This window comes from Paenibacillus sp. MAEPY2 (genome assembly GCF_000499205.1).
In the GTDB taxonomy this organism is placed as follows: domain Bacteria; phylum Bacillota; class Bacilli; order Paenibacillales; family Paenibacillaceae; genus Paenibacillus; species Paenibacillus vandeheii.
In genome coordinates, this window is the sequence record NZ_AWUK01000001.1 from 171668 (window position 1) to 184436 (window position 12769).

Genomic DNA, 12769 nt, shown 5'->3' on the forward strand with positions numbered 1-12769 from the left:
GGATACATTTAATATTTATTGGGAGGTTCTTTAATATGGCAAGAGTAAAAGGCGGTTTTGTAGTACGTCGTCGTCATAAAAAGGTTTTGAAACTGGCAAGAGGTTACTTCGGTTCCAAACACCGTATTTTTAAAACAGCTAACGAGCAAGTAATGAAATCCCTGGTTTACGCATACCGTGACCGTCGCAACACCAAACGTAACTTCCGCAGACTGTGGATCGTTCGTATCAATGCTGCAGCACGTATGAATGGTTTGTCTTACAACAAACTGATCCATGGATTGAAACTTGCTGGTGTAGACATGAACCGCAAAATGTTGGCTGATCTGGCCGTTAACGACATCAATGCGTTCAACTCTTTGGCTACTGTAGCTAAAGGCAAAATCAACGCTTAAAATTGCTTATTCAAGCCGCCGTACCTATGGCGGCTTTTTTTACGGCTTAAAGAATGATCTTGCTAAAAGGGCCGTTGTGCGAAACGAATATGCTGCAGTCTGTAAGGACACACTGAAAGCATATAACTTGCGAATAACAGGCCGTGATAATACATAAAATACGAACGGTGAAATAATGCAAACAAAAACAGGGCGAATCCACTTTTTACTGGGAGGCGTGATAAGTTTTTGTTATATAATATCACATCGTTGTAACGTTAGTGTGTTAAACCGTTAAAATATTAAGCGCTTTCAATAAAAAAAGAGCAAAAATAAGTGAGATTTGGTGATGAAACATCTGGATTTTACCACGGGTTGAATGTATAATCACCTCTGTAGGCTAGTCCTAAAATTTTCTCTTCGAGTCATAATGTTCGGTTTTTCGACAGGTGACACAATCGTTTAGGGGTAAGAATGCGCTTTTAATGTCGAAGAAACCATACATTCTGCATAAAAGCCATATTATCGATCTGTTGAGCCGTTCCATTTTGGCCTGGACAGGAATTAGGTATATATCATTAAGGGGGAACAAGAGAAATGAAAAAGATGCTCAGCTTGTCTTTGGTCATGTTGCTGGCAGTATCGGTTATGCTCGCAGGTTGCGGTAGCAAACCGAAAGAGGAAACAAATGCCGGCGGAACTACAGGTGGCGAAAACACTGAAGCTAAATCCGATTTGAAAATCGGTATGGTTACTGACGTAGGTGGAGTTAACGACAAATCGTTTAACCAATCCGCTTGGGAAGCTCTGCAAGCAACTGAAACTGAAACAGGTGTAGCTGTTAAATACCTGCAAAGTAAATCCGATGAAGAGTACATTCCAAACCTGAACGAGTTCGTTAAAGGTGGATATGATCTGACTTGGGGTATCGGTTTCCAATTGGCTGATGCAATCAAGACTGTAGCTGAACAAAATCCTGATTCCAAACTCGCGATCATTGACAGTGTTGTTGATGCTCCTAACGTTAAATCGGTGACATTTGCTGAAGAAGAAGGTTCTTACCTGGTAGGTGTTGTAGCTGGTCTGACAACTAAATCCAACAAAGTAGGTTTCGTTGGTGGTATGGACAGCCCGCTGATCAAAAAGTTTGAAGTAGGTTTCAGAGAAGGGGTTAAAGCTGTTAACCCTAAAGCTGAGTTCATTTCTAACTACACAGGTGCTTTTGATAAGCCTGACCTGGGTAAAGCAGCAGCTGCTACAATGTACAACCAAGGCGTAGATATCATTTTCCACGCTTCCGGTGCTACGGGTAATGGTGTGTTCAACGAAGCAATCGCTCGTAAGAAACAAGGTCAAGATGTTTGGGTTATCGGTGTAGATAAAGACCAATCCCTGGAGTTTGGTGATGATGTAACACTGACTTCTATGATCAAAAAAGTTGACGAAGCTGTTAAGCGCGTAAACGCAGAAGTTATTGATGGAACATTCAAAGGTGGAGCTGAGAATCTGACTTTGAAAGAAAACGGTGTAGGTATCGCTGATACTTCCACGAAAAATGTTTCTGCTGATGTACTTGCCAAAGTGGACGAGTACAAAGAAAAAATCATCAACGGCGAAATCAAAGTTCCTACAAAATAATTGGATTTAGCCTGTAAAAAAATAATCATCGAGGCCGGTCTTGACCGGCCTTATGATTGTCAGAGTAGGAAAATTTGCTCAAGTCACCATAACAATTGTACAAGCATGCAAGACGAGCTTTGGGGAAATCCCATAGCGAAAGCAAGAAGACTTCGTATCAACGCTCCGGTAGGAGCTTTTCTTAAGATTATGGAATGCATAAGTTTCAGTGAAACTGAAGGATTCGATAATCCTAAGAAAAAGTACCGCTAAGAAGCGGTCATCTTCCTTGAATAAACGTCGATAGACGTTTTTCTTACGTTTGCGGAACCACACTATATCAGGTATAAGGGTGATTACATGGGTGCAGCAACCCCCGTCGTTGAGTTGAAACAAATCACGAAGCGTTTCCCAGGCATTGTTGCCAACGACGCCATCAGCCTTCAGCTTCGTAAAGGCGAGATCCATGCTCTACTGGGCGAAAACGGCGCTGGTAAATCAACGTTGATGAATATTGTCTTTGGTCTCTATCAGCCGGATGAAGGTTCCATTGAAGTGAATGGCAAGCCTGTCATCATCGACAGCCCTAACAAAGCAATCGATCTTGGCATCGGCATGGTGCATCAGCACTTTAAGCTTGTACAGCCGTTCACGGTAACAGAGAACATTATTTTGGGATCTGAACCAAGGAAGGGTCTCAACATTAATTATAAAAAAGCTGCTGCTGAAGTGCAGCGTCTGTCTGAACAGTATGGACTCAAAGTGAACCCGCATGCCAAAATTCATGACATTTCCGTCGGAATGCAGCAACGTGTTGAGATTGTAAAAACGTTGTATCGTGGTGCAGACATTCTGATCTTTGACGAGCCTACTGCTGTATTAACACCTCAGGAGATTAAAGAACTGATGGTGATCATGAAAAAGTTGGTGGCCGAAGGCAAATCCATTATTCTGATCACACACAAACTGAAAGAAATCATGGAAATCTCCGATACGGTGACAATCATTCGTCGTGGTAAAGTGATTGACTCCGTTACAACATCAGAAACGAATCCGAATGAGCTGGCAGAAAAAATGGTTGGTCGCAATGTTACTTTTAAAGTGGATAAGAAGCCAGCTACACCAGGAAACAATGTACTGGAAGTCAGCAAATTGACTGCCAAAAATAAAGAGGGTATCTCGGTTCTGAACGAACTCAACCTGAATGTACGTGCAGGAGAGATTGTAGGAATCGCAGGTGTTGATGGTAATGGACAGAGCGAACTTATTGAGGCTCTTACCGGACTGCGTAAAGTAGATAGCGGTTCGATTCGCCTTGAGGGTAAAGAACTGTCTAATCATTCTCCGCGCCATATTTCGGAGTCGGGTGTAGCCCATATTCCGGAAGACCGGCACAAACATGGACTTGTCCTTGATTTTTCTGTGAGTGAAAATATCGTCCTGGAATCGTATTATAAATCTCCTTATACCCGTAAAGGATTCCTTAACTTCGATGCGATCAAGAAGCAAGCGAAGCGTCTTGTCGAGGCATTTGATGTGCGTACACCAAGCATTGAAACAAAAGCCCGCTCCTTATCGGGAGGGAACCAACAGAAAGCCATTATCGCACGTGAGGTTGATAAGAACCCTGAACTGCTTATTGCTGCCCAGCCAACTCGTGGTCTGGACGTAGGTGCTATTGAGTTTGTTCAAAAACAATTGATTGCACAACGTGATCAGGGCAAAGCGGTATTGCTGATCTCATTCGAGCTGGATGAAATTATCAACGTATCCGACCGAATTGCTGTCATCTATGAAGGACAGATCGTGGGCGAGGTGCTGCCGGAAGAAACCAATGACAGGGAGCTCGGCTTGATGATGGCGGGCAGCACCCAAAAGAGAGGTACTGTGCATGAGTAACGTATTGAAATGGTTTACCCGTGATTCATTTATATTACCTATTGTAGCCATCATTATGGGTCTGATCCTGGGTGGTATTGTCATGCTGATCGGCGGATACAACCCGATTGAAGCCTACAGTGCACTGTTTACGAAGGTTTTCGGAGACATGTACAACTTTGGTGAAGCGGTCCGGGAAATGACACCGCTGATTATGACAGGACTTGCATTTGCATTTGCGTCACGTGCAGGGCTGTTTAATATCGGGGGAGAAGGACAATTTCTCGTCGGTATGACTGCCGCGACTTTTGTAGGCGTAAAGTTTGCAGGTCTGCCAATCTACATTCATGCTCCACTGGCCTTGATTGCCGGTGCGGTATTTGGTGGTCTGTGGGCAGCAATTGCCGGTTACCTGAAAGCAGCGCGTGGGGTTAACGAAGTTATCAGTAGTATCATGCTGAACTGGATTGGTCTGTATCTGGCCAATCTGATCGTGCGCCAATTCCTGCTGTTAAAAGGGGAAAATCGTTCGGTCGATATCAGCGATACTGCATCGATTAGTCTGACATGGCTTTCCGAACTGATGGGCAACTCTCGTGTTCACATGGGGACATTGATTGCTCTTGTCATGGCTGTGCTCTTTTATATTTACATGTGGAAAACCAAACAAGGGTACGAGATTCGTGCCGTAGGATATAACCCGAATGCTGCAGAGTATGCGGGTATGCATGTCAATCGCAATATTGTAAAAGCCATGTTTATCAGTGGTATGCTTGCAGGTCTTGGCGGTGCATTCCAGGTACTTGGAGTGTTCCAATACCAGACCGTTATGTCGGGCTCACCAGGAACAGGTTTTGACGGCATCGCGGTTGCACTGATTGGTTTGAATCATCCGTTTGGTGTGTTGCTGGGCGCGTTGTTGTTCGGTACGCTCACTTATGGATCTGCGGGAATGAGCTTTGCTGCGGATGTACCGCCCGAGATTATTCGGATTGTTATCGGTTCGATTATCTTCTTCATTGCGGCACAAGGCATCGTGCGCTGGGTACTTAAACCGTTCTATTCCAAGCGCAAGAAAGAGAAGGTGTTGTAGATGGACTTGTTGACAATTGGGCAAATTATCAATACGACGCTTGTCTTTGCCACGGCATTGATTTTTGCATCACTGGGCGGAATCTTTTCGGAAAAATCAGGTGTGACCAACCTTGGACTTGAAGGTTTCATGGTATTTGGTGCCTTTGCGGCGGGAATTGCTGCGCACTATGCTCAAGAAGCCGGTATGGGAGGAACGACATCTGCCTGGATGGGGATTTTGTTCGCGGTTGTGCTGGGCGTAGTGGTTTCGTTGATCCATGCGGTTGCCTCAATTACATTTAAGGCGGACCAAATTATAAGCGGTATCGTAATCAACTTCCTGGCAGCAGGAAGCACACTTTATTTGGTGAAACTGCTGTTTGAAGGATCAGGCGATTCGCCACTGGTACAAGGTTTCAGCAAGTTTGATGTGCCACTGTTAAAAGATATTCCTTTGCTTGGGGAAGCTTTCTTCAAGAATGTCTACCCGACAACATATCTGGCTATTCTGTTCGTTTTTCTGACTTATTACATTATGTTTAAAACCCCATTCGGCCTTCGGCTTCGCTCGGTTGGTGAACACCCAAGTGCTGCGGATACCGTGGGTGTTAAAGTGCGTCGTTACCGTTATGTTGCGGTGATGATCAGTGGTGCGCTGGCTGCTATCGGTGGAGCTGCAATTACGCTGACTACGACAGGCACATTCTCTCATAATACGGTTTCCGGTCAAGGTTACATTGCGATTGCAGCAATGATCTTTGGTAAGTGGAATCCGATCGGTGCCTTTGGGGCTGCTGTGTTCTTTGGTTTCTCGCAAGCGATTCGGAACTACGTACAGCTGTTCGAATGGTCTCAAAGTATTCCCCAGGAAATTATTTATATGCTGCCATACCTGCTCACCATCATCGTGCTCGTTGCGGCTGTCGGGCGCTCGTCTGCTCCGTCTGCACTCGGGGAACCGTATGATCCGGGGAAAAGATAACGACAGAAATGATGTTTTCCCACCTCATTCTTTACTTCAAAAGGTTCGCCTCGTGCGAACCTTTTTTGTGTTTTATAAGAAAAAAAGCGAACTGCCAAGATGCTTGACGGTGACGGGGAAGACACCCATATTTTCATTTAGGGACAAAGAAACAGGCGAAGCCGGCTCTGGACGAATACACTGTTTTGAACGATCCGAGGAGGAGGGGAAAGTATGAAACAACAAGTTACGCGTGATGAAGCGATGAAATTAATAGGCAAAAATATTGTTGCGATCAAAAAAGACGGTACTCGGGTGACCGGGAGGCTGTTGAAAGTATCGGGCAATAAATTGGTGCTGAAACGCTCAGTTGGCAAAAAAGTACGCACCAAAGCCATTTTGCCATTGGTATTATTTGATCTGCTCGCCATCGGTACGCTGCCTTATGCTTACGGCTCTGGTCCTGGATTCGGTTTTGGTCCAGGTGCTGGTCCGGGATATGGCCCGGGACCAAAACCAGGCCCAGGGTACGGACCGGGATTTGGTGGTGGATATGGACCAGGACCTGGATATGGACCCTACGGACCACGGCCACCAGGCTTTTTCTAAACCGATTTATAATGTTTTTTCCAACTCGTAGCAGCGGCTTAACATAATGTATCGAATCGTGCTATATCCATTTTTTTGGTAAAATCGAAGTCCTTTTGTATTGCCTTCGTCAACCATCACTTTGGATCTTTTGCAACCTCGAGATGCCGCAAAGTTTTCCGCTTTGAGCAGCAAAGTCTGGCCGTACCTTTTTCGCTGTTCTTTTGGGGCAACAGCCATCATATCCACATACAGCAGTTCGCCGTGCATGAGAAAATGGATGAATGCGACAGCTTCGTTGTCAGGATTCGGTGAGACAACAAAGGTCATGCCCCTGTTCATTCGCAGGGGTATTTCTTTGCGAATTTTATTGATTTCACTTTCACTCATATGAGATAGAGGAACAAGTTGAGAGTCAATCAGCCTCATTATGGCGGCATCATCCAGCTTGGATTTACGTTGCCGAATCACCATCGGAAGCCTCCTTTCAGGACCAGTCGTGCTGCTCGTATATCCTATGCCTGAGGCGAGTTGAAAGGTGACTGAATGAAGCGCAGGTATTGGGGTAACGTTAAATATTGGGGATGAAGGATTAGGGACGTTCTGAATTTTTATACAAAAGGGGTATTGACTTATCGGTTGGAGGAATCATATAATGTTCCTAACATTTAACGAGAATATTTCATCGGCTATGAAGAGGACGAAGTTTTAAGGGCTCTTTTGCTCAGAGAGTGGCTGGAATTGCTGAAACCACCACCATTATCCCTTATATACGAGCTCACCTCGGAGCTGTTTTCCTGAAAAGCATTGGATGTCACTCCATTGGGTTATTAGGGAAAATCGTATGTCTGCGTTACAGACAACAGGTATGGAGAACGGGTATGTCCGTTTGGTCTATCATTTTTTGTACCTGGTAAGGTCCGTTATTGCGAAATTTCGGACAAAGTTGGGTGGTACCACGGAAGCAATAACCTTTCGTCCCTCGCAAGCATGAACTTGTTTGCAGGGATGGAAGGTTTTTTTTGTAACTTTAAATGTCAGAATGATGTAAATTCCGAGAGGAGGATGACTGATGGGAGCTCAAATTCCAGAAGTACGATCGACAGATGAATTACGTGAAAAATGGATGAAGCCGGAGGTCATTAGCGGTTCCGAAATTCTGCTGAGAAGCTTGTTGCTGGAAGGTGTAGAGTGTGTTTTTGGTTACCCGGGCGGCGCAGTGTTGTACATTTACGATGCGATGTATGGTTTCGAGGATTTCAAGCACGTGTTAACCCGTCACGAACAAGGCGCCATTCATGCAGCTGACGGATATGCACGGGCGAGCGGAAAAGTGGGTGTCTGTATCGCTACCTCCGGACCTGGAGCAACGAATCTGGTTACGGGTATTGCAACAGCGTATATGGATTCCGTACCACTCGTAGTCATTACGGGAAATGTCATTTCCAGTCTGATTGGCTCTGATGCTTTCCAGGAAGCGGATATTACCGGAATCACGATGCCAATCACCAAACATAGTTATCTGGTAAAAGACGTAAAAGATTTGTCCCGTGTCATTCATGAGGCATTTCATATTGCGAATACAGGACGTAAAGGTCCCGTATTGATCGACATTCCGAAGGATGTATCGGCTAACAAAACGTTGTTTGAACCCGTGACTGAACCTGTTATATTGAGAGGGTACAACCCACGGACAGTACCGAACAAACTTCAGGTTGATCGTCTGGCTCAGGCGATTCAGGAAGCAGAGCGTCCGATGATTCTGGCAGGCGGCGGTGTAGTTTACTCCGGTGGACACGAAGCGCTGTTCGAATTTGTGGAAAAGACAGGCATTCCAATCACAACTACACTTCTTGGACTTGGAGCATTCCCGAGTGGTCACGAATTGTGGACCGGGATGCCGGGGATGCACGGAACATACACTTCCAATCAGGCGATTCAAAAATCGGATTTGCTGATTAACATCGGAGCACGCTTCGATGACCGGGTAACAGGCAAGCTGGACGGATTCGCTCCACATGCCAAAATTGTGCACATTGACATTGATCCGGCTGAGATTGGCAAAAACATTGCAACGGACATTCCAATCGTTGGTGATGTGAAGACGGTTCTGGAAATAGCGAACAAAGAGGTTCAACGCGCTGGACGTGCAGACGCATGGAGAGACCAGATCAAACAATGGAAACAAGAGAAACCTTACAGCTACACAGATTCAGAGGAAGTATTGAAACCGCAGTGGGTTGTGGAAATGCTGAATGATACAACCAAGGGCGAAGCAATCGTGACTACGGACGTTGGCCAGCATCAAATGTGGGCAGCACAATATTACAAATTCAACCAACCGCGTTCATGGGTAACTTCCGGTGGACTGGGAACGATGGGTTTTGGATTCCCTTCTGCAATCGGTGCTCAAATGGCCAACCCGGACAGACTTGTTATTTCCATTAACGGTGACGGCGGCATGCAGATGTGTTCTCAGGAACTTGCGATTTGTGCCATTAACAACATCCCGGTGAAGATTGTTATTATCAACAATCAGGTGCTTGGAATGGTACGTCAGTGGCAAGAGATCATCTATGAGAACCGTTACAGTCATATTGATCTGGCAGGAAGCCCTGATTTTGTAAAACTTGCTGAAGCTTATGGGGTAAAAGGATTGCGTGCAACCAACAAGGAAGAAGCTGAGCGTGCTTGGCAAGAAGCCCTGGATACACCAGGACCGGTCGTTGTTGAATTCGTAGTTCGCAAGGAAGAAAATGTTTATCCAATGGTTCCGCAAGGAGCGACAATCGATCAAATGCTGATGGGGGATGCTGAGGAATGATTAGACATACGATTTCGATATTGGTCAACGATCAGCCTGGCGTCCTGCAGCGGGTATCAGGGTTGTTCGGTCGACGGGGATTCAACATTGAGAGCATCACGGTGGGTCAATCCGAGGAACCGGGTTTGTCCCGGATGGTCATTGTGACAATCGGTGATGACAAAACGCTGGAACAGATTGAAAAGCAACTGTACAAAATCATTGATGTCATCAAAGTGGTTGATTTCAGTCTGAAACCGATGGTTGCCCGTGAACTTGCATTGATCAAGGTAAAGGCAGAGCCATCCGAACGTCCAGAAATTCTGGGTGTGGTGGAGACATTCCGCGCCTCTGTTGTAGATGTTGGTCCAGGCAGTCTGATTGTACAGGTGGTCGGAGATACGGATAAAATTGATGCGATGATTGAATTGCTTAAGCCCTATGGCATTCGCGAACTGTCACGTACAGGAATAACTGCATTGGTACGAGGTAACGTATAAACAGTCATATTGAAAAAGAGCATGGTCTGATGCTTATCAATGGAACGACAAAGGTATGTTAGCAGCACGGATTTGAAATATACCGTTAATCTTAGATGAGGTGCCAGTCCCGTACAAGTTGCAATTTAACATTTTAGTGATGTAACGCTTGACAATATAGCCACACACCCGCATTAACGGGCGGGTGTCTGAACGGATCGGATCAGACCAGAGACGCTATAGCAGGAAAAGCGTGCCGGTCCCTTGAGACACCCGCTCATTAATGAAGGGTTCTTTACAATACAAAGGAGGACTTATAAACATGCCAGTAACTACTTATTATGAACAGGATGCAGAGCTTAGCGTATTGAAAGGAAAAACGATTGCGGTCATCGGTTACGGTAGCCAGGGCCATGCCCAAGCTCAAAACCTGCGTGACAGTGGATTGAACGTAGTCATCGGACTTCGTGAAGGTAAATCTTTTGACACTGCAAAAAATGACGGATTTGAAGTTCTGTCCCCGGCTGAAGCAACTAGCCGTGCAGATGTAGTTCAAATTCTGCTCCCTGACGAAACACAAGCATCTGTATACAAAAACGAAATCGAACCAAACCTGAAAAAAGGCGCAGCATTGCTCTTCTCCCACGGTTTCAACGTTCATTTCGGTCAAATCGTTGCTCCAAAAGACAGCGATGTATTGCTGGTAGCTCCTAAGTCCCCTGGCCACATGGTACGTCGTACCTACGTGGAAGGTTTCGGTGTACCGGGCCTGATCGCAATTGAGCAAGACGCAACAGGTAAAGCAAAAGATATCGGTTTGGCTTATGCCAAAGGTATCGGTTGCACGCGTGCAGGGGTTATCGAAACTTCCTTCCGTGAAGAAACAGAAACAGACCTGTTCGGTGAGCAAGCTGTTCTGTGTGGCGGTGTAAGTGCCCTGGTAAAAGCTGGATTCGAAACGTTGACAGAAGCGGGTTATGCTCCTGAAATGGCATACTTCGAGTGTCTGCACGAATTGAAACTGATCGTTGACCTGATGTATGAAGGTGGACTTGCAAGCATGCGTGATTCCATCAGTAACACAGCGGAGTACGGTGACTATGTAACTGGACCTCGTGTGGTAACTGAAGATACGAAAAAAGCAATGAAAGAAGTCCTGACAGATATCCAACAAGGTAAATTTGCACGTGACTTCATCCTGGAAAACCAATCCGGCCGTGCGTTCCTGACAGCAACTCGTCGCAACGAAGCTGAACACCCAATCGAAGTGGTTGGCGGACAATTGCGTGAGATGATGCACTGGATCAAGAAGTAACATCGGCTTTAAGGTAATCAAGTAAACTTACAGCTTTAACCGGGAATAGCGGCCGTGCATATGCGTGTGCCGCTATTACTGGTTTAGAGGAACATAAAATACAAGTCTAGGAGGTGCGAGGCGTGCGTAAAATCTATGTATTTGACACAACGCTGCGTGATGGAGAACAATCCCCGGGGGTCAATCTGAACACTCGTGAAAAGGTGGAAATTGCGCACCAGCTCGAGCGGCTTGGTATTGACAGGATGGAAGCCGGTTTCCCCGCGGCCTCTCCAGGCGATTTGGCTGCGGTTAATGCAGTAGCCAAAGCGGTCAAAAATGTTACCGTCATTGGCTTGTCCCGCTCCAGAGAGCAGGATATCGATGCGGTGAAAGAGGCGTTGAAGGGCGCTCAAGACCCGTGTATCCACATCTTTTTGGCAACTTCCCCCATTCATCGCCAGCATAAATTGCGGATGGACAGAGTTCAAGTTCTCGATACAGCTCGGTCAGCCATCCGCTATGCGAAGAATACTTTTTCGAAGATTGAATTCTCTTTGGAGGATGCAGGTCGGACCGAGTATGATTTCCTCGTTGAGATGGTGAATATGGCTGTGGAAGAAGGCGCAGCTGTTGTAAATATCCCGGATACCGTTGGCTATCTGAGCCCATACGAATACGGAAACATTTTCAAACATCTCAAGGAAAACGTACACAACATTGATAAGGTGCAGCTGAGTGCACACTGTCATAACGACCTGGGGATGGCAACTGCCAACACACTCGCAGCGATTCTGAACGGAGCCGATCAGATTGAGGGCACCATCAACGGCATTGGTGAACGTGCAGGTAATACCGCGATTGAAGAAATTGCCATGGCACTGGAGACACGTCAGGAATTTTTCCAGGCGAAAACTACGCTGCAGCTTTCTGAAATTGCTCGGACCAGTCGTCTCGTGAGTCGTTTGACGGGTATGGTTGTGCCTGGGAATAAAGCGATTGTTGGTGCGAATGCGTTTGCACACGAATCCGGAATTCACCAGGATGGCATGCTGAAGGAGAAAACAACCTACGAAATTATGACGCCAGAGACCATCGGTCTCAAGGAAAGCAAGCTCGTATTGGGTAAACACTCGGGACGTCATGCCTTCCGTGAGCGCTTGATTGAGCTAGGTTATGAACTGGAAGATGAAGCATTGAACCGTGCTTTTGCCCAATTCAAAGATCTGGCTGATAAGAAAAAAGAAGTGACAGATGAGGATTTGCTGGCGGTCATCGAAGAGAAATTGCAGGATGCACCTGAAGTGTTTAAACTGGAATCCATCTTTGTGACGTATGGTGATGAATCCATTCCAACGGCTAAAGTTCGTATTGCAACACTTGAGGGTGATACGGTGGAACAAAAAGCTGAAGGTAATGGGTCTGTTGATGCCATTTATAATGCTATTGACCAAGTGAGCGGAGAAGAGGTAACGCTATCCGACTACTCGATCAAATCGGTTACGCATGGTAAGGATGCATTGGGTGAGGTTCATGTCGTACTTACTCAAAACGAAATATCTGTACAAGGACGTGGCGTAAGTACCGATATTCTGGGTGCCAGTGCACGTGCTTATGTAGATGGCTTGAACAAATTGATAGAGAAACGCAAGACTTACACGAATCGCGTTAATGTGAACCTGTAACATATCATTTGCAGCA

11 protein-coding genes are annotated in these 12769 nt (G+C 45.9%); 10 read left to right on the top strand and 1 reads right to left on the bottom strand.

Going from position 1 to position 12769, the window contains the following annotated elements; genetic code table 11:
• The first annotated feature begins 35 nt into the window (after positions 1-35).
• The 6 genes from rplT to P364_RS0101045 all read left to right on the top strand — a co-directional run bounded on the left by rplT (position 36) and on the right by P364_RS0101045 (position 6513).
• A complete protein-coding gene (gene rplT, locus P364_RS0101020; protein ID WP_017689664.1) occupies positions 36-395 on the top strand; it encodes a 50S ribosomal protein L20 in 360 nt (119 codons plus the stop codon).
• Positions 396-971: 576 nt separating this feature from the next.
• Entirely contained in the window at positions 972-2012 is a 1041-nt protein-coding gene (locus P364_RS0101025) for a BMP family lipoprotein (RefSeq protein ID WP_024628310.1), read from the top strand.
• A gap of 339 nt (positions 2013-2351) precedes the next feature.
• Positions 2352-3890: an ABC transporter ATP-binding protein gene (locus P364_RS0101030; RefSeq protein ID WP_024628311.1), complete on the top strand. Its 1539-nt coding sequence runs from the start codon at positions 2352-2354 to the stop codon at positions 3888-3890.
• Positions 3883-4962: an ABC transporter permease gene (locus tag P364_RS0101035; protein WP_024628312.1), complete on the top strand. Its 1080-nt coding sequence runs from the start codon at positions 3883-3885 to the stop codon at positions 4960-4962. The genes P364_RS0101030 and P364_RS0101035 overlap by 8 nt, the downstream gene beginning before the upstream one ends.
• Positions 4963-5925, top strand: coding sequence for an ABC transporter permease (locus tag P364_RS0101040; RefSeq protein WP_024628313.1), 963 nt, complete (start codon positions 4963-4965; stop codon positions 5923-5925).
• Between the two features lie 213 nt (positions 5926-6138).
• Entirely contained in the window at positions 6139-6513 is a 375-nt protein-coding gene (locus P364_RS0101045) for a hypothetical protein (RefSeq protein WP_024628314.1), read from the top strand.
• A gap of 6 nt (positions 6514-6519) precedes the next feature.
• Here P364_RS0101045 and P364_RS0101050 read toward each other — a convergent pair whose 3' ends face one another.
• Entirely contained in the window at positions 6520-6963 is a 444-nt protein-coding gene (locus P364_RS0101050; RefSeq protein ID WP_024628315.1) for a GNAT family N-acetyltransferase, read from the bottom strand.
• Between the two features lie 601 nt (positions 6964-7564).
• Between P364_RS0101050 and ilvB the strand changes: the two genes are divergently transcribed.
• From ilvB to P364_RS0101070, 4 genes are all read left to right on the top strand, one after another.
• Positions 7565-9316 (top strand): biosynthetic-type acetolactate synthase large subunit, encoded by a 1752-nt coding sequence (gene ilvB, locus P364_RS0101055; RefSeq protein ID WP_024628316.1) that lies wholly within the window; start codon positions 7565-7567, stop codon positions 9314-9316.
• Positions 9313-9795, top strand: a complete 483-nt coding sequence (gene ilvN, locus P364_RS0101060; protein ID WP_024628317.1) for an acetolactate synthase small subunit — start codon at positions 9313-9315, stop codon at positions 9793-9795. Before ilvB ends, ilvN begins: the two co-directional genes overlap by 4 nt.
• A gap of 301 nt (positions 9796-10096) precedes the next feature.
• Positions 10097-11089: a ketol-acid reductoisomerase gene (gene ilvC, locus P364_RS0101065; RefSeq protein WP_024628318.1), complete on the top strand. Its 993-nt coding sequence runs from the start codon at positions 10097-10099 to the stop codon at positions 11087-11089.
• Between the two features lie 122 nt (positions 11090-11211).
• A complete protein-coding gene (locus tag P364_RS0101070) occupies positions 11212-12753 on the top strand; it encodes a 2-isopropylmalate synthase (protein WP_024628319.1) in 1542 nt (513 codons plus the stop codon).
• Positions 12754-12769 lie beyond the last annotated feature (16 nt).

Excerpts from the sequence above, each read along its gene's own strand:
- rplT (WP_017689664.1), top strand. The coding sequence starts at position 36 with ATGGCAAGAGTAAAAGGCGGTTTTGTAGTACGTCGTCGTCATAAAAAG.
- P364_RS0101025 (WP_024628310.1), top strand. The coding sequence starts at position 972 with ATGAAAAAGATGCTCAGCTTGTCTTTGGTCATGTTGCTGGCAGTATCG.
- P364_RS0101030 (WP_024628311.1), top strand. The coding sequence starts at position 2,352 with ATGGGTGCAGCAACCCCCGTCGTTGAGTTGAAACAAATCACGAAGCGT.
- P364_RS0101035 (WP_024628312.1), top strand. The coding sequence starts at position 3,883 with ATGAGTAACGTATTGAAATGGTTTACCCGTGATTCATTTATATTACCT.
- P364_RS0101040 (WP_024628313.1), top strand. The coding sequence starts at position 4,963 with ATGGACTTGTTGACAATTGGGCAAATTATCAATACGACGCTTGTCTTT.
- P364_RS0101045 (WP_024628314.1), top strand. The coding sequence starts at position 6,139 with ATGAAACAACAAGTTACGCGTGATGAAGCGATGAAATTAATAGGCAAA.
- ilvB (WP_024628316.1), top strand. The coding sequence starts at position 7,565 with ATGGGAGCTCAAATTCCAGAAGTACGATCGACAGATGAATTACGTGAA.
- ilvN (WP_024628317.1), top strand. The coding sequence starts at position 9,313 with ATGATTAGACATACGATTTCGATATTGGTCAACGATCAGCCTGGCGTC.
- ilvC (WP_024628318.1), top strand. The coding sequence starts at position 10,097 with ATGCCAGTAACTACTTATTATGAACAGGATGCAGAGCTTAGCGTATTG.